The 19,828-nt window shown below is 60.2% G+C and carries 22 protein-coding genes and 1 pseudogene; 13 read left to right on the top strand and 10 right to left on the bottom strand.

The genetic code is table 11. The annotated features are described in order from the left end of the window. The first annotated feature begins 151 nt into the window (after positions 1-151). Both QEO92_RS20820 and QEO92_RS20815 read left to right on the top strand, forming a co-directional pair. The gene (locus QEO92_RS20820; protein WP_227704279.1) at positions 152-1,270 is read left to right on the top strand and encodes a D-alanyl-D-alanine carboxypeptidase family protein; all 1,119 of its coding nucleotides are present in this window, start codon (positions 152-154) and stop codon (positions 1,268-1,270) included. A gap of 13 nt (positions 1,271-1,283) precedes the next feature. Then, positions 1,284-2,447 (top strand): CobW family GTP-binding protein, encoded by a 1,164-nt coding sequence (locus tag QEO92_RS20815; RefSeq protein ID WP_227704278.1) that lies wholly within the window; start codon positions 1,284-1,286, stop codon positions 2,445-2,447. A gap of 6 nt (positions 2,448-2,453) precedes the next feature. On the opposite strand, the gene QEO92_RS20810 is transcribed toward QEO92_RS20815, so the two are convergent. From QEO92_RS20810 to QEO92_RS20790, 5 genes are all read right to left on the bottom strand, one after another. Next, positions 2,454-2,687: a sulfurtransferase TusA family protein gene (locus QEO92_RS20810; RefSeq protein WP_227704277.1), complete on the bottom strand. Its 234-nt coding sequence runs from the start codon at positions 2,685-2,687 to the stop codon at positions 2,454-2,456. After that, positions 2,684-3,970 carry a L,D-transpeptidase family protein gene (locus QEO92_RS20805; protein WP_265105718.1) on the bottom strand — a complete coding sequence of 429 codons (1,287 nt, stop codon included), beginning with the start codon at positions 3,968-3,970 and terminating at the stop codon, positions 2,684-2,686. Before QEO92_RS20805 ends, QEO92_RS20810 begins: the two co-directional genes overlap by 4 nt. A 180-nt stretch (positions 3,971-4,150) precedes the next feature. Next, on the bottom strand, positions 4,151-5,104 hold the full coding sequence (locus QEO92_RS20800) for an acetyl-CoA carboxylase carboxyltransferase subunit alpha (RefSeq protein ID WP_227704275.1): 954 nt from the start codon (positions 5,102-5,104) through the stop codon (positions 4,151-4,153). 63 nt (positions 5,105-5,167) lie between these two features. Continuing rightward, a complete protein-coding gene (gene xerD, locus QEO92_RS20795) occupies positions 5,168-6,112 on the bottom strand; it encodes a site-specific tyrosine recombinase XerD (protein ID WP_227704274.1) in 945 nt (314 codons plus the stop codon). A 12-nt stretch (positions 6,113-6,124) separates the two neighbouring features. After that, positions 6,125-6,283, bottom strand: coding sequence for a hypothetical protein (locus QEO92_RS20790; protein ID WP_037157047.1), 159 nt, complete (start codon positions 6,281-6,283; stop codon positions 6,125-6,127). Between the two features lie 146 nt (positions 6,284-6,429). On the opposite strand from QEO92_RS20790, the gene QEO92_RS20785 reads away from it, so the two are divergent. The 3 genes and pseudogenes from QEO92_RS20785 to QEO92_RS20775 all read left to right on the top strand — a co-directional run. Further along, on the top strand, positions 6,430-7,029 hold the full coding sequence (locus tag QEO92_RS20785; RefSeq protein WP_037157333.1) for a shikimate kinase: 600 nt from the start codon (positions 6,430-6,432) through the stop codon (positions 7,027-7,029). Beyond that, positions 7,026-8,168: a 3-dehydroquinate synthase gene (gene aroB / locus QEO92_RS20780; RefSeq protein ID WP_037157049.1), complete on the top strand. Its 1,143-nt coding sequence runs from the start codon at positions 7,026-7,028 to the stop codon at positions 8,166-8,168. Before QEO92_RS20785 ends, aroB begins: the two co-directional genes overlap by 4 nt. Positions 8,169-8,179: 11 nt before the next feature. After that, a pseudogene (locus tag QEO92_RS20775) lies at positions 8,180-9,052 on the top strand (HlyC/CorC family transporter); the annotation flags it as partial. A gap of 53 nt (positions 9,053-9,105) precedes the next feature. On the opposite strand, the gene QEO92_RS20770 reads toward QEO92_RS20775, so the two are convergent. Continuing rightward, entirely contained in the window at positions 9,106-9,714 is a 609-nt protein-coding gene (locus tag QEO92_RS20770) for a TetR/AcrR family transcriptional regulator (protein WP_037157053.1), read from the bottom strand. 140 nt (positions 9,715-9,854) lie between these two features. Between QEO92_RS20770 and QEO92_RS20765 the strand changes: the two genes are divergently transcribed. Continuing rightward, the gene (locus QEO92_RS20765; RefSeq protein WP_227704273.1) at positions 9,855-10,412 is read left to right on the top strand and encodes a DUF308 domain-containing protein; all 558 of its coding nucleotides are present in this window, start codon (positions 9,855-9,857) and stop codon (positions 10,410-10,412) included. Positions 10,413-10,666: 254 nt separating this feature from the next. Here the strand turns inward: QEO92_RS20765 and QEO92_RS20760 are convergent, their stop codons facing one another. Further along, entirely contained in the window at positions 10,667-10,948 is a 282-nt protein-coding gene (locus tag QEO92_RS20760) for a BolA family protein (protein ID WP_227704272.1), read from the bottom strand. 121 nt (positions 10,949-11,069) lie between these two features. Here QEO92_RS20760 and QEO92_RS20755 point away from each other — a divergent pair, with 121 nt between their 5' ends. From QEO92_RS20755 to QEO92_RS20740, 4 genes are all read left to right on the top strand, one after another. Next, positions 11,070-11,693 (top strand): J domain-containing protein, encoded by a 624-nt coding sequence (locus QEO92_RS20755; protein WP_037157057.1) that lies wholly within the window; start codon positions 11,070-11,072, stop codon positions 11,691-11,693. Positions 11,694-11,754: 61 nt separating this feature from the next. Continuing rightward, positions 11,755-12,747, top strand: coding sequence for a cobaltochelatase subunit CobS (gene cobS / locus QEO92_RS20750; protein ID WP_227704271.1), 993 nt, complete (start codon positions 11,755-11,757; stop codon positions 12,745-12,747). Between the two features lie 18 nt (positions 12,748-12,765). Next, positions 12,766-14,664 (top strand): cobaltochelatase subunit CobT, encoded by a 1,899-nt coding sequence (gene cobT / locus QEO92_RS20745; protein ID WP_227704270.1) that lies wholly within the window; start codon positions 12,766-12,768, stop codon positions 14,662-14,664. Between the two features lie 11 nt (positions 14,665-14,675). Continuing rightward, a complete protein-coding gene (locus QEO92_RS20740; protein WP_227704269.1) occupies positions 14,676-15,665 on the top strand; it encodes an esterase-like activity of phytase family protein in 990 nt (329 codons plus the stop codon). 12 nt (positions 15,666-15,677) lie between these two features. On the opposite strand, the gene QEO92_RS20735 is transcribed toward QEO92_RS20740, so the two are convergent. The 3 genes from QEO92_RS20735 to rpmB all read right to left on the bottom strand — a co-directional run bounded on the left by QEO92_RS20735 (position 15,678) and on the right by rpmB (position 17,142). Next, the gene (locus QEO92_RS20735; protein ID WP_227704268.1) at positions 15,678-16,010 is read right to left on the bottom strand and encodes a pentapeptide repeat-containing protein; all 333 of its coding nucleotides are present in this window, start codon (positions 16,008-16,010) and stop codon (positions 15,678-15,680) included. An 88-nt stretch (positions 16,011-16,098) separates the two neighbouring features. Beyond that, a complete protein-coding gene (locus tag QEO92_RS20730; protein ID WP_227704267.1) occupies positions 16,099-16,737 on the bottom strand; it encodes a queuosine precursor transporter in 639 nt (212 codons plus the stop codon). A gap of 114 nt (positions 16,738-16,851) precedes the next feature. Next, complete coding sequence (rpmB, locus tag QEO92_RS20725; RefSeq protein ID WP_037157063.1) at positions 16,852-17,142, bottom strand: 50S ribosomal protein L28; 291 nt, start codon at positions 17,140-17,142, stop codon at positions 16,852-16,854. A gap of 248 nt (positions 17,143-17,390) precedes the next feature. Between rpmB and QEO92_RS20720 the strand changes: the two genes are divergently transcribed. Genes QEO92_RS20720 through QEO92_RS20710 form a run of 3 tightly spaced genes read left to right on the top strand, consistent with a single transcriptional unit; the run spans position 17,391 to position 19,771 of the window. Continuing rightward, the gene (locus QEO92_RS20720) at positions 17,391-18,164 is read left to right on the top strand and encodes a DUF3108 domain-containing protein (protein WP_037157065.1); all 774 of its coding nucleotides are present in this window, start codon (positions 17,391-17,393) and stop codon (positions 18,162-18,164) included. A gap of 33 nt (positions 18,165-18,197) precedes the next feature. After that, entirely contained in the window at positions 18,198-19,085 is an 888-nt protein-coding gene (yddG, locus tag QEO92_RS20715) for an aromatic amino acid exporter YddG (RefSeq protein WP_227704266.1), read from the top strand. A 35-nt stretch (positions 19,086-19,120) separates the two neighbouring features. Then, positions 19,121-19,771, top strand: coding sequence for a lysoplasmalogenase family protein (locus tag QEO92_RS20710; RefSeq protein WP_037157070.1), 651 nt, complete (start codon positions 19,121-19,123; stop codon positions 19,769-19,771). The last annotated feature ends 57 nt before the right edge of the window (positions 19,772-19,828 follow it).

Raw genomic sequence — 19,828 nt, 5'->3', positions numbered from 1 at the left:
TCCCTGTTTTTGTTGCTCACGCGGTTATGAATCGTCCTCCCCTGCAGATAGTGCCTGTCCTGATTGACGCAATCAATCTTCTTTGCCATTGCTTGGCCACATAGGCCGCATATGCGCCACACTCGTTAAGCCGCAACAACGAGGGACGACCTTGCCGATTTCACCCGTTCGACCTGGGGCCACTGCCCGGCTGATTTCCGCTTTCACGGCCTTCGGCTTGCTCCTGTCGGCTGGAAGTGCCGCTGCCAAGCCGAAGATGGTGGTCGACGTGAGGACGGGCAGGGTGATTGCCCACGAGGATGCCTTCCTCAAGTGGTATCCCGCCTCGCTGACCAAACTCATGACGGCCTATGTCACCTTCACGGCGCTGAAGAGCGGCAAGCTCACGCTCGATACGCCGGTGGTCATGAGCAAGAAGGCGACCGAGCAGCCGGCAAGCAAGATGTATTTCAAGCCCGGCTCCAGGCTCACCATGGACAGCGCGCTGAAGATACTGCTTGTGAAATCGGCCAACGACATGGCCGTCGCGGTTGCCGAGACCGTTGGCGGTTCGGCCGACCAGTTCGTGGCGATGATGAATGCGCAGGCCAAGGCCCTTGGCATGACGTCGACGCATTTCATCAACCCGCATGGACTGCCGGGAAAGGGCCAGTATACGACAGCCCGCGACCTTGCACTGCTGGCTCTCCGGCTGAAACAGGATTTTCCGGAATACCAGGGTTATTTCTCGCTGGAAGGCATCGATACCGGCAACAAGCAGTATACCAACTTCAATACGCTGATCGGCCGTTTTGATGGCGCGGACGGCATGAAGACCGGTTTCATCTGCGCCTCCGGCTTCAACCAGGTCGGCTCGGCGACGCGTGACGGCCGCACGGTGATTTCCGTCGTGCTGGGGTCGGACAGCCTGGCCGGCCGTGCGGACGATACGGCCAATCTTCTGCAACAGGGACTGACATCTTCGCCGAGCCAGGGCGTGCCGCTTGCCTCTCTGGCTCCTTATGGCGACACGGCCGCCGTCAACGATGTCAGCGCGGAGATCTGCAATCCCAAGGCAGCCAAGGTGCGCAGCGAAAATCGCGACGATGCCGGCCGCATGGTGCTGCACTCGCCCTATATTCACGAGATGACCAGGCCGCCGGTCTACAGCTTCGCGGGCGTTCTGTTCGGAGGCGAGGACATTGCACCCGCCAAAGACAAGGTCGCATCCACCAAGGGCAGGAAAGAGATCGCCAATGTGCCGATCCCGCAGCCCCGCCCGACATTCTGAAGTGGAATAGTTGATGTCCTCTATCCGCGGCCGGATTCCGGTCTCCATCCTCACCGGCTTTCTCGGTGCGGGAAAATCGACGCTGCTCAACCGCATCCTCAAGGACCCGGGGACAAGCGACACTGCCGTCATCATCAATGAGTTCGGCGAAGTCGGTATCGACAATTTCCTGGTCGAGGCTTCGGGTGACGCCCTGGTGGAACTTTCCAACGGCTGCCTCTGCTGTACCGTCCGCGGCGAACTGGTCGATTCGCTGGCATATATGATGGATGGCATCCAGACCGGCCGGCTGAAGCCCTTCCGCCGCGTGGTGATCGAGACGACCGGCCTAGCCGATCCCGCTCCTGTCATGCAATCGGTCATGGGCAATCCCGTGATCGCGCAGAATTTCGAGCTTGACGGCGTGATCACGGTGGTGGACGCGGTCAACGGGCTCTCGACGCTCGATCGTCATCAGGAGGCGGTGAAACAGGCAGCGGTCGCCGACCGGCTCATCATCTCCAAGCTTTCCATGGCCGATGCAGCCCAGATTGCCGCCCTCAAATCCCGGCTCGCGACGCTCAATCCGCGCGCGCCAGTCGTCGATGGTGACGGCGCGGAAGCCGGTACGGCGTCGATTCTGGAAAACGGGCTCTACGATCCGGCGACCAAGATCGCTGACGTGGATCGCTGGCTGCACGACGAGATAGCGAACGATGCCGAAGAGCATCATGATCACCATCACGACCATGAACATCACGGACACGATCATCATGGGCATGGGCACCATCACCACCTTCATCATGACGTGACCCGCCACGGCGAGAATATCCGCTCGTTCTCGATCATCCACGACAAGCCGATCGATCCGATGGCGATCGAGATGTTCGTCGATCTGCTGCGCTCGGCGCATGGGGAAAAGCTGCTCAGGATGAAGGCGGTCGTGGCGCTCTCGGACAATCCGGACCGGCCGCTCGTGCTGCACGGGGTGCAGAGCGTATTCCACCCCCCGCAGCGGTTGCCGAAATGGCCGGAAGGTTCCGATCGCCGCACCCGCATGGTGCTGATCACACAGGACCTGCCGGAGGCTTTCGTATCGGATCTGTTCGCCGCTTTCACCGGACAACCGCGTATCGACCGGCCGGATCGAGCGGCGCTGGAAGAGAATCCGCTCTCCGTTCCCGGGCTCCGGATGTAAATCCGCCTATCCCTTACGGATCAGGAAACGGTGGCCGGCTCCGGTCTTTTCCGAGCGGATGAGCGCATGACCTTCTTCGGTGCAGAAATGCGGGATGTCGATGCCGGCCAGCGGGTCGGTCGTTTCGATCAGGAGTTCCGCACCGCTTTCCATGCTTTTCAGCCGCCGCCGCGTTTTCAGCACGGGCAGGGGACACTTCAGGCCTCTCAGGTCGTAGAGGCCGTCAGCGGTGGAATTCATTCCGTGCTCCAGAATTTCCAGAACGGCTTCTTCTTGACTTCCGTGACCTGCTGCGGTGCCGCATAGGCAAGCGGGTTCTGTTCCGGGATCGGAACGGTTGTCGTCCCTTGAGCGGTTGCTGTGGTGGGAGCCGGCGTCTGAGGCGGCGTGCTGGCTGTCGGCAGGCGGTCCTGCTTCATCCGCTCGGCGGCGGAGGAGGCACGCGGCGAGGAAGCGGCGGAAGCGAGCATGGTATTGGCCGGCTTGTTCTGCGCAGCCATGCGTTTCTCCATCATCGCCTTGAATTCCGATTGGCTCATCAGTTTGCCGGCTTCGAGCGAGGTACCGGTCGGCGCGTAGGCCAGGTCGCGGCCCTTGCGTTTCTCGGCGACAACCGCCTTGCGTTCCGCTTCGGAAGGCTCGTACCAGACCTTGCCGTCGAACTTGTCGAGGGCCTTCTGATAGGCGAGGTCATAGGTCTTTCCATAGGAGGCCAATGCGGCCACCAGCGCCGGCGGGGTCGACATGGCCGGGCAGGCGGACGCTGCGTTGAACGTACCGTTGCCTTCCACCTGCTGGTTGAAGACGTATTTCTTTTCGCAGACGGCGACTTCCGGCGGGCGCTTGGTGACTTCGAAATTATCGTAGCCGGCCTTCAACATCTTCCAGAAGTCATAGTTCGAATTGTCGCGGTGGCGGACCATGTTCTCCGCGGTCATGCGGAAGGGAAGAGCCTGGAGCTGAATAGTCGTCTGGCCGCCCTTGAAGGCGTCGCGGGCGAAGGCATAGATTTCCAGAACCTGCTCATCGGTCATGGAATAGCAGCCGGACGACGAGCAGGCTCCATGGATCATCAGGTTGGAACCGGTGCGGCTGTTCGCCTGATCGTAACGGTTCGGAAAGCCGGTATTGATGGCGAGATAGTATTTCGAGTAGGGGTTCAGATGCGCCGGCGTCAGGTTATAGAAGCCTTCAGGAGCCTGGCGATCGCCTTCCTTGACCTTCGGACCAAGCTTTCCGGACCAGGCGCAGATGTCGTAGCTCTTGATCACCTCGAAGCGGTTGTCGGCCCTTGCCTTCCAAACCTCCAGCTTACCCTCTTCCTTGAGGATGCGGACCATGATCGGCGAATTGCGCGGCATGTTCTTCTTCTGCATCTCCGCAAGGATGCGGGAAGGCAGAGGCTGCTCGACCTTGTTCTTGACGCTCTTGAGATCGGTGCTTGCCGAATCGAGCGTGTCATTGCAGCCCGTCAGCGCGGTTGCCACGAGAAGAGCGAAGGCGATGTGTTTCATCAGACGCATCGGAACGGACCACATGGATTTCGAAAGCCGACCGGGATCGGTACGGGACTTCGATCAATAAAGCGGTAATCTTTACATCTTCTTAACCGCTTCTATCCGTCTGTCCAGCAAAACCGCCCAACATCACTGTTTACAGCAATGTGGCCAAATTTGGCAATTTCAGCGGCAGCCGTCCACGGATTAGAGATTGCGGCCAATATCGAGGAACTTCTGCCGACGCGCGGACCTGAGTTCGTCGCCGGACAGTTGCCCCAGATCGTCAAGGGCTGAAGCGATCACCTTGCCGGTCGCGGCGATCACGGTATCCGGTTCGCGGTGCGCTCCGCCGAGCGGTTCGGGAATAATGCCGTCGATGATGCCAAGCGCCTTCAGGTCGTCCGCCGTGATCTTCATGTTCGTGGCGGCTTCCCGGGCGCGGGTCGAATCACGCCAGAGGATGGAGGCGGCACCTTCCGGCGAAATCACCGAATAGATCGCATGTTCGAGCATGTAGACACGGTTACCCGTGGCGATCGCGATTGCTCCGCCGGAACCGCCTTCACCGATGACGACCGAAACCATCGGCACCTTCAAGGCCAAGCACATTTCGGTCGAACGGGCGATGGCTTCCGCCTGGCCGCGTTCTTCGGCGCCGACGCCCGGATAGGCGCCTGCAGTATCGACCAGCGTGATCACCGGCAGGCCGAAGCGGCCGGCCATTTCCATGACGCGGATCGCCTTGCGATAGCCTTCCGGACGGGGGCTGCCGAAGTTGTGCTTGAGGCGCGTCTTCGTATCATGGCCCTTTTCCTGGCCGATGATTGCGACTGGCATGCCGTTGAAGCGGGCAAGACCCGCCTGGATCGCGGCATCCTCGCCGAAGTTGCGGTCGCCTGCGAGCGGCGTGAAATCGGTAAACAGCCGGGTCGAATAGTCGGTGAAATGCGGACGCTGCGGATGCCGCGCGACCTGCGTCTTTTCCCAGGCTCCGAGCTTGGCGTAAACCTCCCTGGTCGCTTCCCTGACGCGGGCCTCGAGCCTCGTGATCTCCTCGGACGTATCGATGCTCTCGTCTTCCGAGGCGAGCTTTTTCAGCTCATGGATCTTCCCCTCGAGATCCGAGATTGGCTTTTCGAAATCGAGATAAGTCTGCATGAGATCCGGTTTCCCGTTACTTCTTAGCTCAGGAACGCGGAGTTCCCCGTTGCGGTCGGGCCTCTAATCCCGGTTTTTGGCCTGTTTTGCAAGAGGGTGATGCATTTCAACAAGCTCACGCAGCCGTTCTTCCAGAACATGCGTATAAATCTGCGTGGTGGAAATGTCTGAATGGCCAAGCAATTCCTGCACTACGCGGAGGTCCGCTCCGTTCTGAAGGAGGTGGCTTGCGAAGGCATGGCGCATCACATGCGGCGAGATTGTCGTGGTTCTGAGACCGGCCCGAGCGGCGACGCTTTTCAAATGGCGCGCGAAGACCTGCCGGGGAAGATAACCCTCTTTGCCGGACGACGGGAAAAGCCAGGGGCTGTCTCCGGTCCTGGCAACCATGGCAGCGCGGGCTTCGCCATAGGATTTCAGCGCGGCAATGGCCGAGCGGGAGAGCGGTACCAGCCGTTCCTTGTTTCCCTTGCCACGGATCATCAGGAAACGGCCTTCCTGGTCCAGGACCTTGATGGGCAGCGAAACGAGTTCGCTGACGCGCATGCCGGTGGCATAGAGAAGTTCGAGCAACGCCAGCATCCTGAGGCGGGAAAGTTGGTCCGGCCCAGGCTCTGCCGCCTCCTTCGCGGCAAGTTCCAGCAGCCGGGTCACATCATCCTCGCTCATGGTCTTGGGCAGCGGGCGGCCCTTTTTGGGCGCTTCGAGGATTGCGGTCGGATCGTCGCCGCGCAGGCCTTCCGCATAGAGAAACTTGTAGAATTGCCGCATGGCCGACAACCGCCGCGCCTGGGACGAGGCCGCAAACCCCTGTTTGCTCAGATGGGCGAGATAGGCCGCAAGATCGGCACTTTCGGCGGTGAGCGGAGTTTTCCGGCTCGAAGCAAGGAAGGAATGCAGGTCTTCGAGGTCGCGCTCGTAGGAGGCGAGCGTGTTGCCGGCCGCGCCCCGCTCGGCGCTCATCATTTCGAGAAAGGCCTCGATATGGGCGCGGGAAAGATCGACCATGTCCGTTTGCCGTTATCGTTGAGGTGATGCCGGGTTCAGCCGCTCGGAAGGAATGCGCACCGTCACATCGCGTTCGCGCGGCTCCACCAGCATGACGAGCGCCACCATGCTTCCATAAACGATGCCTGCGATCACCGCCAGCACGAAGAGGAAACGAAAAAGGGTGGGCATCCGGAACTCCACAAGGTTGCGTCGCACTATATCGATAAAGGTTTATGGAAGAACAAGAACAAACAATCCTCCGCTGTCTTTAGGTATTGCGACGGCTTGACGCTGCCCCGGCATTTGTCGATACCGTGTTCGAAACGGACCTGACGATGACAGAAGCTGCAACCTCCGCCGCACCGACCCTCAGCGAAAAGGCGCGTGCCGTTCTCGGCAAGCGCAATCTCGTCTTTGTCGGTCTGATGGGCGCCGGCAAGTCGGTGATCGGTCGGCTTGTTGCGCAGAGCCTTTCCATCCCGTTCGTGGATACGGACGCGGAGATCGAGAAAGTCTCCCGCATGACCATCAGCGAGCTGTTCGCGGCCTATGGTGAGGCGGAGTTCCGCTCACTCGAGACCCGCGTCATCGAGCGCCTGTTGAGGAATGGACCGCGCGTGATCTCGACCGGCGGGGGCGCCTTCATCAACGAGAATACGCGAAGGCAAATCAAGAACGGCGGCATTTCCATCTGGCTGAAAGCCGATCTGGATGTCTTGTGGGAGCGTGTCAGCAAACGCGACCATAGGCCGTTGCTCAAGACAGAGAACCCGAAACAAACGCTCGAAAACCTGATGATCCAGCGTTATCCGGTGTATGCCGATGCGGATCTGACCGTCCAGTCGGGGAATGTCCGCAAGGATGTCATGGTCAACGAAGTGCTGTCCGCCATTGTCGGCATGGCCGATCATTCCAGTGAAAGTGAACTGCGATGAACGTATCTTCCCGATCTCCCGAGCGATCCCTGGAGCGCCTTGTGCATGTGCCGCTCGGCGATCGCGCCTACGACATTCTGATCGGTCCCGGCCTGATTTCGCGGGCCGGGGGCGAGATCACGTCGCGGCTCAAGGGCCGCAAGGCGGCGATCGTCACCGACGAACATGTGGATCCGCTTTATCTCGAAGCCCTGATGGACAGCCTGCAGACCGACGGTATCGAAGCGGTCTCCCTGACGCTGCCTGCGGGTGAGAAGACGAAGAGCCTCGAACATCTGGCAACCGTCACCGATATGGTGCTTTCGGCCCGCATAGAGCGTAACGATTGCGTGATTGCGCTTGGCGGCGGGGTGATCGGCGATCTTGCCGGCTTTGCCGCCGGCATCGTTCGCCGCGGGGTGCGTTTCGTGCAGATCCCGACCACGCTTCTGGCGCAGGTCGATTCCTCCGTCGGTGGCAAGACCGGCATCAACACCCATCACGGCAAGAACCTGCTCGGTGTTTTCCACCAGCCGAGCCTCGTGCTTGCCGATACCGCCGCGCTCGACTCGCTTTCCGAGCGGGAGTTCCGCGCCGGTTATGCGGAAGTCGCGAAATACGGGCTGATCGACAAGCCGGATTTCTTCGTCTGGCTGGAAAAGCACTGGAGAGAGGTCTTCGAAGGCGGTCCGGAGCGGATCGAAGCGATCGCGGTGAGCTGTCAGGCGAAGGCCGATGTCGTCGTCGAGGACGAGCGGGAAACGGGCCGCCGAGCGCTTCTCAATCTCGGCCACACGTTCGGCCATGCGCTGGAAGCGGCGACCGAATATGATAGCAAGAGGCTCGTGCATGGAGAGGGTGTTGCGATCGGCATGGTGTTGGCGCATCAGTTCTCGGCGAGGCTCAATCTCGCAAGCCCGGACGATGCCGGGCGGGTCGAGGCCCACCTGAAGGCCGTCGGTTTGCCGACTTCGATGAGCGATATCCCGGGCAAGCTGCCGCCGACTGAAAAATTGCTCGAGGCGATCGCGCAGGACAAGAAGGTCCAGGGCGGCAAGCTCACCTTCATCCTCACGCATGGCATCGGCCAGTCCTTTATCGCGAACGACGTGCCATCGTCCGAAGTCTTGAGTTTTCTGGAGGAAAAGCGACCGAAATGACGTCGATGGGAGGGCTGTTGTCGCGTGCCGTCAACGCGTTGATTCGCGGACTTCTCCGTCTGTTCGGTGTTTCGCTCTCTCCTGAGACGCTTGCTTTTTCGAACCACGACGACCTGCATGCTGCGCTCGACGCGATCCATCGCGAGGGCAATTTCGAGAGGCCGGACCGGGATCGATTGAGCAGCCTCTTCGAGCTGGAAGAGCTGGAAGTCTCCGATGTCATGAAGCATCGCACCGTGATGCGGGCGGTCAATGCCGACGATCCGCCGGACGTGGCTGTTCGCACCGTCCTGGAAAGCCCCTATACGCGCATGCCCGTCTGGCGCAATTCGACGGAGAACATCATCGGCATCGTGCATGCCAAGGATCTGCTGCGCGCGCTTGCCGAGCCGAATGCGCAGCTGGACAATATCGACATCGTCAAGATCGCCCAAAAACCGTGGTTCGTGCCGGACAGCACCAGCCTCAAGGATCAGCTCAATGCCTTCCTGCGCCGCAAGGTGCATTTTGCCGTCGTCGTCGACGAATATGGCGAGGTACAGGGCATCGTGACGCTGGAGGACATCCTTGAAGAGATCGTAGGCGACATTGCCGACGAGCACGACATCGAGATTCAAGGTGTGCGCCAAGAGGCGGACGGATCGATCGTCGTCGATGGATCGGTGCCGATCCGCGATTTGAACCGCGCGCTCGACTGGAACTTACCGGATGCCGAAGCGACGACGATTGCCGGCCTTGTCATTCATGAATCGAAACTCATCCCCGAGGAGCGGCAGGCCTTCACCTTCTATGACAAGCGCTTCATCGTCATGAAGCGCGAGAAGAACCGCATTACACGGCTGAGGATACGACCGGCGGACGAGGCTACATTGCCGGCGGAGTAGCCTTCAGTAATCTTGAGGGTCGTCGGGGCGGCCCCTGCGTATTCGCCTGCTGGCTACTTTTGTGCGACAGTTTCCGCGTAATCCGGTGCTCGCAGCCTGGCGATCTGGGGGGCGACGATTGCGATGAACAATCGGGTATCGTCGAAAGCTCTTGCGGATAGCATTGCCCCATGAACCGAGGCCATCAGCAATTGGGCTTCCTCTTCCGGTCGGTTGTCCAGCCGGAACAGGTCCTGCTCCACTCCTGCCTGCAGCACCGAGGTGAGCCATCCTGCAAGACCATGGAAATGGGCGCGGACGCGTGATGCAACGCCTTCCGGCAGCATCTGCATCTCGCTGGCGAGCATCGCGCAGACGCAGAAGGGTAACGAGGCATCCCGAATGCATGACTGCCAATAGTTCATGTAGGACTGCAGTTGTTCGGCAGGGTTTGAGACCTGCTCGCGCAAGGACTTCAAGCCCGCTTCCGCCTGGTGCCTGTAGCGATCCACCAGCGCCGAGACCAGCTCGGCCTTCGTCGGAAAATGATGGTGAATGCTCGCCTTCCTGATGCCGATCGCAGCCGAGATGTCGGCATAGCTGAACCCGTTATAGCCTCCCGTGACAATGAGAGACTGCGCGATGTCGAGAATTTTTTCCGAAGTCGAAGTCATTGATTTCATACCGATGCCTACCTTCTGATAGGCAGATTGTCAAGAATGTTGCGGCGCTCCCGCTTTTCACAAGGAAGTGTTTGAGCGTCGGGTTGATCTAGAGGATTCATCTTCCTACTAGTAGGTAGTCAACAATTAGGAGCCTGTCAATGCAAAGCCAATCTTCCACCCAATCCAACTGGCTGCGATCCTATTATTTCGTACGCGCCACATTCTCCATTGCCTGGATTGCCGCCGCCATTCTCTTCAGTGCGCAACCCGGCCCCGCCACGTTTCTGCTGGTGATCTACCCGTTGTGGGATGCGCTCGCCAATCTGGTTGATGCCCGGACAAACGGCGGCCTAAAGGTCAACCCGTCCCAGTCATTAAATGTCGTGGTCAGCATGATAACGACGCTCGCCGTCATCGTGGCGGTCAGTAATGGTACATACGCCGTCCTGGCCGTGTTTGGGGTCTGGGCGATCCTTTCGGGTCTGCTTCAACTGTACACGGGGGTAAGGCGCTGGCGTGCCTATGGCGCGCAATGGGTGATGATCCTGAGCGGTGCGCAGTCGGCCCTCGCCGGCGGCTTCATGATCAGCCGATCCCTTGGCACGGCGGCGCCGACCATCCTGGACGTCGTACCCTATGTCGGGTTCGGCGCTTTTTATTTCCTGCTTTCGGCAATCTGGCTTGTCGTCGCAGCCTATCGCAGAAAATATGCATAGGCACTGCCTGGTCCGGCGACGGCAAACTTGTTAATTGCCGCCGCCGGAAGAAGAAATACAGCTCATTTTTCCCCGCAACTCACCGGCAAGGCCCCATCAATCCGCTCGGCATTGATATGGCGCGATGATCGCTTTTGACGCAAAGCCACCAGCATCCACCCTAATCACGGGAGCGGTGATCCAGGCCGGCAACGCGTCTCAAAACGAGCGCTTAGGCCTTGGTCTCTCCCATGATTATTCCTATCTAAGCCCTGCTACCAGTTTGTCGGTTCGCCGGGTGCTGCGGTTTCCACCGCCAGCGCATGCAAGCCGGCATCGAGTTCCGGCTTCAGAAGCGCGTTCACTATTCGATGTCGGTCGATACGGCTCATTCCGGAAAATTTGGCTGAGACGACACGGACACGCATATGCGTCCCCTCGGCGCCGGTGAAGTGCGGCTGATGACCGGCATGCTGATGGCTTTCGTCGATGACGACCAGCCGTTCCGGCAAAAGGTTTTCGGTAAGCGTGGCTTCGATCCGGGCTTTGACGGACATGTTCGGCTCCATGACAACGTAGGTCGCGGCGGCGACCTCAAAGGGGCATCCCACAAACCAGTAAGAAAGCGCTTTGTCAATTCTTGCCGCATCCTGCCGGCCATCCCATAATGAGGGCCTTATGAAGCTAGATTCCAAATATTTCGATCGTATCCGGACGCGCCGGAACAGGCAGCAGGAAGCGGCTCCGCAGACGCCGACCTGTCAGTGGGACGGGTGTGACAAGCCCGGAGTTCACCGCGCTCCCGTGGGCCGCAACGCGGAAGGCCAGTTCTTCTTGTTCTGTTTCGAACACGTCAAAGAATACAACAAGGGCTATAATTATTTTTCCGGTCTTTCGGACGGCGAGATCGCCCGGTACCAGAAGGAGGCGGTGACGGGCCATCGCCCGACCTGGACGCTCGGCGTCAACAAATCGGCCAAGCAGGCTCCACTTCATTCGACCGTGCGATCCGGCGGTGCCCACGCGCAACGGTTCAGGGATCCGTTCGGCTTCGTTTCGCAGGCGCGCGCCGGCGGCCCTCGCTTTCCACCCCAGGAGCGCAAGCTGAAGACGCTGGAAGCAAAGGCCTTCGACACGATGGGGTTGACGGGGAATGCGACAGCGACTGAAATCAAGAGCCGCTACAAGGAACTGGTCAAGAAGCATCATCCCGATGCCAATGGCGGCGATCGCGGCTCGGAAGAACGTTTTCGCGCTGTCGTTCAAGCATATCAGTTGTTGAAGCAGGCGGGTTTCTGCTAAGCCGTAAAAATTGCGTCAGTGAGGATGACGGACGGGCGGCGGCCCGTGCCTTGGAGAGATGATGAGTAAGATTGATCTAGATATTTCCAATCTGCCCGATACGACTGTTTCGGTCCGGGAAGTTTTCGGCATCGATACGGATTGGAAGGTTCCTGCCTACAGCAATGGCGACCCCTATGTTCCGGATCTCGACCCGGACTACCTGTTCGACCGCGATACGACGCTCGCCATCCTTGCAGGCTTTGCACATAACCGACGCGTCATGGTGTCCGGCTTCCACGGCACCGGCAAGTCCACCCATATCGAGCAGGTCGCAGCCCGTCTCAACTGGCCTTGCGTGCGCGTCAACCTCGACAGCCATGTCAGCCGTATCGATCTCGTCGGCAAGGATGCGATCGTGCTGAAGGATGGCAAGCAGGTCACCGAATTCAAGGATGGTATCCTGCCCTGGGCCTACCAGCACAATGTCGCGCTCGTCTTTGACGAATACGATGCCGGCCGCCCGGACGTCATGTTCGTCATCCAGCGCGTGCTGGAATCCTCCGGCCGCTTGACCCTGCTCGATCAGAGCCGCGTCATCCGCCCTCACCCTGCCTTCCGTATCTTCGCGACCGCCAACACTGTCGGCCTCGGTGATACGACCGGCCTCTATCACGGCACCCAACAGATCAACCAGGCGCAGATGGACCGATGGTCGATCGTCACCACGCTGAACTATCTGCCGCATGAGAAGGAAGTCGACATCGTCGCCGCCAAGGTGAAGAGTTTCGGCGCTTCCGCCGAAGGTCGCGAGACGGTTTCCAAGATGGTGCGCGTTGCGGATCTTACCCGCTCGGCCTTCATGAATGGCGACCTTTCGACCGTCATGAGTCCGCGCACGGTCATCACCTGGGCGGAGAATGCCGAGATCTTCGGCGATATCGCCTTTGCCTTCCGCATCACCTTCCTCAACAAGTGCGACGAGCTGGAGCGCACGCTGGTCGCCGAGCAGTACCAGCGCGCCTTCGGTGTCGAGCTGAAGGAAAGCGCAGCCAACATCGTTCTCGGGGCATAAACGCACGGAGGCGGCATCATGGCAGTGCGCGGAGACAATTCGAAGGCCAAACCCGGCGGGCCGGTGGATACCGAGCCGTTGCGGCAGGCGATCACCGGCTGCATTCGCTCGATTGCCGGCGACAACGAGGTCGAGGTTTCGTTCGCGAACGAGCGCCCCGGTCTTGCCGGCGAGCGTATCCGCCTGCCGGAAATTTCCAAGCGACCGACGGCGCACGAACTTGCGGTGACCCGTGGTCTTGGCGACTCCATGGCGCTGCGGCTTGCCTGCCATGATACGAATGTCCATGCCAATATGTCGCCGCAGGGCTCCGACGCCCGCGTTGTTTTCGACGCGGTCGAGCAGGCCCGCGTGGAATCGATCGGGGCACTGCGCATGGCCGGCGTCGCGGCTAACCTCAATTCGATGCACGCCGAAAAATATGCCAAAGCGAATTTCTCCGGCATCGAGCGGCAGGAAGATGCGCCGGTCGCGGAAGCCGTCGCCATGCTGGTGCGTGAAAAACTGACCGGCGAGCGGCCGCCCGCCAGTGCCGGCAAGGTGCTCGACCTTTGGCGGCCTTTCATCGAGGAAAAGGCATCCGGCGATCTCGACAACCTGAAGGGTGTGATCGAGGACCAGCAGGCTTTCGGCAAGCTCGTGCGGCACATGCTGTCCTCCATGCAGATGGCGGAGGAATTCGCGGAGGAGGACTCCGAGCCGGAGGAAATGGAGAAACCGAGCGAGGAAGACCAGCCGCGCAGCAATGAGACCGACAACGAGGACGTCGAGGAAGAGGCCGGTGCCGACGCCGCGCCCGCCGAGCAGAGCGAGGCTTCCGACGATGAACTCGAAGACGGCGAGATGGACGGTGCCGAGATGTCTGACGAGGACATGTCGGACGACAGCGACGAACATTCCGAGACGCCGGGCGAAACCCGTCGTCCGAACAGCCCGTTCGACGATTTCAACGAAAAGGTCGACTACAAGATCTTTACGCAGGAATTTGACGAGGAGGTCACGGCGGAGGAACTCTGCGACGAGGTCGAACTGGACCGGTTGCGCGCCTTCCTTGACAAGCAGCTTGCTCATCTCCAGGGCGCGGTCGGGCGGCTCGCCAACCGTTTGCAACGTCGCCTGATGGCGCAGCAGAACCGCTCCTGGGATTTCGACCTGGAAGAAGGCTATCTCGACCCGGCCCGCCTCGTGCGCCTGATCATCGACCCGATGCAACCGCTTTCCTTCAAGAAGGAGCGCGACACCCAGTTCCGCGATACGGTCGTTTCGCTGGTCATCGATAATTCAGGCTCGATGCGCGGCCGGCCGATTACGGTTGCGGCCACCTGTGCCGACATCCTTGCCCGCACGCTGGAACGCTGCGGCGTGAAAGTCGAGATCCTCGGCTTCACGACTAAGGCCTGGAAGGGCGGGCAGGCGCGCGAGAAGTGGCTCGCCGGCGGCAAGCCTCCGACCCCCGGCCGCCTTAACGACCTGCGTCATATCGTCTACAAGTCTGCCGATGCGCCCTGGCGCCGGTCTCGCCGCAATCTCGGCCTGATGATGCGAGAGGGCCTGCTTAAGGAGAACATCGATGGCGAAGCGCTGATGTGGGCGCACCAGCGCCTCATCGGCCGGCCGGAACAGCGCAAGATCCTGATGATGATTTCCGACGGCGCACCGGTCGACGACTCGACGCTGTCGGTCAATCCGGGCAATTACCTGGAACGGCACCTGCGGGCGGTGATCGAGCAGATCGAGACGCGCTCGCCAATCGAGCTTCTGGCGATCGGCATCGGCCACGATGTGACGCGTTACTACCGCAAGGCCGTGACGATCGTCGATGCGGACGAGCTTGCAGGCGCCATGACCGAGCAGCTTGCGGCGCTCTTCGAAGAGAATAACGGTCATTCGACGGGCCGCATGCGCCGGGCCGGTTGAGGCTTGCTCCCTTGAAGCTTGTCCGTCTTGCCATCTGCTCCGCGCTTTTCAGCGCGCTGGCTTTTCCGGTGGCGCCGGCGACGGAGAGCGTCTCGGTGAGGGCGCGGGCGATCACGAAGTTCAAGCGGGGTTCGGCCGAGACGCGTTTCGGTCCGCTCGAATTCCTCGGTGGCATCGAGTTCTCGTCCTCCGACAGCCGGCTGCAATCGTTGTCAAGCATACGCTTTCGCTCCGATGGCCAGGGCTTCGTATCCGTCCTCGATATCGGCAACTGGCTGACGGGCAGGATCGAGCGGGATGCCGGCGGTCGGCTTTCCGGCCTCTCGGATGTTTCGATCAGCCCGATCCTCATCCAAGGCGGGCGTGCCGGTTCGAAATATTATACGGATGCCGAAGGGCTGGCTCTGCGCCGGGGACAGGCGATCGTCAGTTTCGAGCAGCGCCATCGCGTCGATGTCTATCCCGATCCGGGCTTTGAGACTTCCGCTCCGTTGAAGACGCTCGATCCCGTCATCCCCCGCCATGAATTTCGGATGAATGCCGGGATGGAGACCGTGGCGGTCTCGCCTTCCTCAAGCCCGCTCAAGGGGGTGCTTGTCGTCGTCACGGAGCACAGCATCGACGATGACGGCAATTCGTTTGCAGCGATCCTTGAGGGGCCGCTGAGGGGTGTGTTCAAGGTCGCGCGCCACGATCCCTACGATGTAACGGATGGCGCCTTCCTGCCGAGCGGCGATTTCCTGCTGCTGGAACGCCGCTTCAGCTTCACCGGTGGGCTCGGCATGCGCATCCGCCGGATCAGGGGCGACAGCATCCGTCCCGGCGCCGTCGTGGACGGCGAGGTGCTCATCGACGCCGATATGGGTTATGCGATCGACAATATGGAAGGGCTGGACGTCGTTATAGGGCCAGAGGGAAAGCCGCATCTGATCCTGGTCTCGGACGACAACGGCAACCTCCTGCAGCGGAACGTCATGTTGGAGTTCCGGCTGAACCAATAGCGGTTTCCGGCTTCAGTCCTTTTTCGCAGCCTTGTACGCATCAAGCAGGTATTGAACAGGGATGCCGTCGATCCTGGCTCCAGTCATTCTGCATCCCGTGAATTCCGCGCCTGAAAGGTTTGCGTTCTGGAGGCGCAATCCGGAGAGATTGACGTCATCGATGGACCAGCCCGACATATTGCTATCCGTGAATGTCGCCCCAGAAAAATTGATGTCGTTGAACCTTGTTCCGGAGAGGTTGATATTGTTGAAGCTTGTTCCGGAGAGGTTGACGTTTTCAAATGACGAACCTGAAAGGGTTGAATTCGTCGCTTCAACAACGTCGATGACATCGTGAATCTTCATTGGCGTCCACCTTTTTTGAACCGTCGCTGGCGCGCGCAAATTGCAGCGCTTTTGTGCGACTTTCAAGTGGAGACGAGGCGGCTTCCGGTCAGGCGGCCTTGGCCACCTGCGGCATCGGCTTCAGCACGTTCATCAGCGCGCCATAGGGCAACAGCAGCACGATACCGACCAGGATCTTGACGACAAGATCACCCAGCGCCCAGGAGACCCAGCGCGGAGCCTCGATGGCGAAGGCGCCGAGGATCGGAGCCGAGGCGATTGCGAAATCCTCGTTCGGGCCGATGAAGACAAAGATCGCGGCGAAGGCCAGCGAGAAAAACAAGAGAGTATCGAGCGCCGAGCCGAGAAGGGAGCCCGCAAGCGGCGCACGCCACCAGGTCTGGCGGCGGAGCTGATTGAAGACCGAGATATCGAGAAGTTGGCCGATGAGATAAGCGGTGCCCGATGCGATCGCGATCCGCGGCGCGGAGGCCAGGAACGAAAGCGTCACACCGACGATGAAGCCGACGAGGACGATGCGGCGGGCAATTGCCGGGCCGAACTGTCGATTGGCGAGGTCGGTGACCAGGAAGGCGACGGGATAGATAAACGCGCCCCAGGTCAGAAGGTCGGCGAGCGCAACGCCCCAGAACGTTCCCGTGACCGGAAACTGAACCAGGAAGTTCGAGGCGACGACAACGGTCGCCATGATCAGAGCATAGATGAGGGTATAGCGTGTCACTTGCATTTTTTTATCCTGGGTGATGCCACCAGTTGGAGAAATATTGAGGCAAGAGAAAAGGCTTGTCCGGTTTTACCCGTTCAAGCCTCCCTCAAAGCCGGATGATATGTCGCCGGGCGATTAAGCGGCTTCGGCGGTCTTCTTGACGATCTGGCGGCGCAGCAGGCGAGCGCGCATCGACAGTTCGTTTTCGTCGGACTTCAGCAGGAAGGCGTCGAGACCGCCACGATGCTCAACGGAGCGCAGGGCATGCGCGGAAACGCGCAGACGGAAGCGCTGGCCGAGTGCGTCGGAGATCAACGTGACCTGGCAGAGGTTCGGCAGGAACCGGCGGCGGGTCTTGTTGTTGGCGTGGCTTACATTGTTGCCGGTCTGAACGCCTTTGCCGGTCAGTTCGCACACACGAGACATGGATACACCTTTGTTCTTCTGCAATCGGATGGTCTTTCCGGGCAATACCCGGCACCCCGATCCAACTGGTCCTGATTGGAAAGTTGCGGTTCTATAGTCAGTGAGGTCCGCCGCGTCAAGCCAAACCTTGGCCAAACCCCGGAGATTCCGCCTATGGTGAGATTATGCCGCTATTTTCTTGCCATTATGCCCGGTCTATATGTGGGTGGGAAGGCGCTTTCGGCGTCCTCATCGTTCAGAGCAGAATCATGATTCCTCGGGGCCGTTTCGTCAGTGCATTCATGTTCATCTTCGGACTTACCGCCGTTCCGATCGGCTCCGAGGAGATCCGGCATGTCAGCGAGTACGACATTTCGCTCGGCATCCTGCCGATCGCCAAGGCCTCTTTTTCAAGCGAATTTAACAGCAAGGACTACAAGATCACCGGCATCTTCAAATCCGCCGGCATCGTCAACATCATCAGCCGCATCTCGGCCGAGACCAATGTGAGCGGGCGCATGCAGGCCGACAAGCTGCAAGCCGATCGCTACAATCTCGTCTACAGCGCCGGCAAGCGCACGCGTATCTACGAGGTGGAATATCGCAACGGCAATGTCACCGAAACGACCGTCAAGCCCGAGCCGAGACGCAATCCGAAAAACTGGATTCCGGTAACGGAGGACGATCTGCATTCCGTTCTCGATCCGCTGAGCGGGCTCATCTTCCCCGCCAATGCCAAAATCTGCCCGAGCCGCCTGCCGATCTATGACGGAGAGTCCCGCATGGATCTGGTGCTGACGCTGAAGGGCATAAGGCCCTTCTCGACGGATGGCTTCAAGGGCGATGCGATCGCCTGCTCGATCCGCTATGTGCCGAAATCCGGCTTCCGCCGGGGGCGCAGCGATATCGAGTATCTCAGGAAAACGCCGATGGAAATCTGGTTTGCCAAGGCACAGTCGGCGAATGTATATGCTCCCGTTTACGCCCGCATCCCCACCAGGATGGGGCCGGTATATGTGACTGCCGTCAAGTATGGCGGCTGAAATGACGCTCGGCAGGGCGTCGAGGGGGCAGGGGTGAAAATCCGGGGAACTCTGATCGGCTTCACTGCGATCCTGATGTGGTCGCTGCTTGCGTTGATGACGGCCGCATCCGGCAAGATGCCGCCGTTCCAGCTTTCAGCGGTCACCTTCGCGATCGGCAGCCTGCCGGGCATCATCCTTTTCATCATGAAACCGCGGCGCATCGCGTTTTTGAAGCAGCGGCCGAAGGTCTGGATCACCGGCATCGGCGGGCTGTTCGGCTATCATTTCCTCTATTTCACGGCGCTCCGGAATGCGCCGGCGGTGGAGGCAGGCCTTATCGCCTATCTGTGGCCGCTATTCATCGTGGTCGGCTCCGCCTTGCTGCCGGGCGAGAAACTGCGCTGGTATCATGTGATCGGCGCCGTCGCCGGCCTCTGCGGCACGATCACCATCGTATCGCGCAACGGTCTGTCGTTCGACGACGCCTATCTGGTCGGCTATGGTGCGGCTTTCCTTTGCGCCTTCACCTGGTCCGGCTATTCACTGTTGACGCGGCGCTTCGATCGGGTTTCGACCGATGTCGTGACCGGCTTCTGCCTCGCGACTTCGGCCTTGTCGCTGATCTGCCATCTGGCCCTGGAGACGACAATCTGGCCGGCAAATGGCGGTGAATGGGCGGCTGTCGTCGGTCTTGGCCTGCTGCCGGTGGGGGCGGCCTTCTACGCCTGGGATTACGGTGTCAAAAACGGCGACATCCAGATCATCGGCGCGGCGAGCTATGCGGCGCCGCTGCTGTCGACGCTGATCCTGGTCGCCACGGGTTTTGCCGAACCTGACTGGCGTATCGCGCTGGCCTGCCTGCTGATTACGGGGGGCGCGGTGCTTGCCGCGCGCGACATGTTCCGGCCGAAGCCGATCGGCGAGGCGGTTGCTGAGTAGGCGTCTCCGAATAACCGGAGGCGTCGGGGGGAAAGATGTCCGTTCTTTTGTCTGTCGTGCTTGCCGCGTCGATTGCGCTTGCACTTTTCTATTTCCGTTGCCTTGAAAAGCGCTCAAGCCATTGGCGCGCTGCGCTGAAGACCGCGCCCGTCCTGCTGCTTGCGATCTACGCGCTGCTCATCCAGGCGCCGCTTCTCCTGGTCGCGGCGCTTGCGCTCGGCGCCTTGGGGGATGCTTTCCTTGCCTATGATCGAGAAGGTGCCTTCCTTGCCGGTCTTTCGGCCTTCCTCCTTTCACATCTCGCTTATATCGCGCTCTTCTGGCCGTCGATCATGCCGGAATTGGTCGTTGCCAGCCCCTGGCGCTACACCGCGGCCTGGACCTTCGTCACCCTGATGGCGATGATGCTTCTCGTGCTCTGGCGACCGGCCGGACCGCTCGCAATCCCGGTCGCGGCTTATGCTGTGGCGATTATCGCCATGGCGTTGTCTGCCGTCGCGCTGAAGCCTGTCCCGCCATCGGCGGGCGCCATCCTGTTTGTGATGTCGGATACAGCGCTCGCCATCCAGACATTCCTGGTGAGGGCGGATGATCCTGTGATGAAAAGACTCAGGCCCTTCGTCTGGGGCACTTACTATGCTGCGCAGCTTGTCTTTACGCTGGCGATTGCCGGGCTCCCCTATTGAGCCGAAAGTTCCCGACTGGCCGAAGGAAGATCAGCCAGGTAGCCAGTTGGCCAAGGG

The sequence above is a fragment of the Neorhizobium petrolearium genome (genome assembly GCF_029854435.1).
Taxonomy (GTDB): domain Bacteria; phylum Pseudomonadota; class Alphaproteobacteria; order Rhizobiales; family Rhizobiaceae; genus Neorhizobium; species Neorhizobium petrolearium.
The sequence above is the reverse complement of the archived record's forward strand: the minus strand, read 5'-3'. Positions and strand labels throughout refer to the sequence as shown.

Coding starts and splice junctions, on each gene's coding strand:
- QEO92_RS20815 (WP_227704278.1), top strand. CDS start 1,284: ATGTCCTCTATCCGCGGCCGGATTCCGGTCTCCATCCTCACCGGCTTT.
- QEO92_RS20810 (WP_227704277.1), bottom strand. CDS start 2,687: ATGAATTCCACCGCTGACGGCCTCTACGACCTGAGAGGCCTGAAGTGT.
- QEO92_RS20805 (WP_265105718.1), bottom strand. CDS start 3,970: ATGCGTCTGATGAAACACATCGCCTTCGCTCTTCTCGTGGCAACCGCG.
- QEO92_RS20800 (WP_227704275.1), bottom strand. CDS start 5,104: ATGCAGACTTATCTCGATTTCGAAAAGCCAATCTCGGATCTCGAGGGG.
- xerD (WP_227704274.1), bottom strand. CDS start 6,112: ATGGTCGATCTTTCCCGCGCCCATATCGAGGCCTTTCTCGAAATGATG.
- QEO92_RS20790 (WP_037157047.1), bottom strand. CDS start 6,283: ATGCCCACCCTTTTTCGTTTCCTCTTCGTGCTGGCGGTGATCGCAGGC.
- QEO92_RS20785 (WP_037157333.1), top strand. CDS start 6,430: ATGACAGAAGCTGCAACCTCCGCCGCACCGACCCTCAGCGAAAAGGCG.
- aroB (WP_037157049.1), top strand. CDS start 7,026: ATGAACGTATCTTCCCGATCTCCCGAGCGATCCCTGGAGCGCCTTGTG.
- QEO92_RS20770 (WP_037157053.1), bottom strand. CDS start 9,714: ATGAAATCAATGACTTCGACTTCGGAAAAAATTCTCGACATCGCGCAG.
- QEO92_RS20765 (WP_227704273.1), top strand. CDS start 9,855: ATGCAAAGCCAATCTTCCACCCAATCCAACTGGCTGCGATCCTATTAT.
- QEO92_RS20760 (WP_227704272.1), bottom strand. CDS start 10,948: ATGTCCGTCAAAGCCCGGATCGAAGCCACGCTTACCGAAAACCTTTTG.
- QEO92_RS20755 (WP_037157057.1), top strand. CDS start 11,070: ATGAAGCTAGATTCCAAATATTTCGATCGTATCCGGACGCGCCGGAAC.
- cobS (WP_227704271.1), top strand. CDS start 11,755: ATGAGTAAGATTGATCTAGATATTTCCAATCTGCCCGATACGACTGTT.
- cobT (WP_227704270.1), top strand. CDS start 12,766: ATGGCAGTGCGCGGAGACAATTCGAAGGCCAAACCCGGCGGGCCGGTG.
- QEO92_RS20735 (WP_227704268.1), bottom strand. CDS start 16,010: ATGAAGATTCACGATGTCATCGACGTTGTTGAAGCGACGAATTCAACC.
- QEO92_RS20730 (WP_227704267.1), bottom strand. CDS start 16,737: ATGCAAGTGACACGCTATACCCTCATCTATGCTCTGATCATGGCGACC.
- rpmB (WP_037157063.1), bottom strand. CDS start 17,142: ATGTCTCGTGTGTGCGAACTGACCGGCAAAGGCGTTCAGACCGGCAAC.
- QEO92_RS20720 (WP_037157065.1), top strand. CDS start 17,391: ATGATTCCTCGGGGCCGTTTCGTCAGTGCATTCATGTTCATCTTCGGA.
- QEO92_RS20710 (WP_037157070.1), top strand. CDS start 19,121: ATGTCCGTTCTTTTGTCTGTCGTGCTTGCCGCGTCGATTGCGCTTGCA.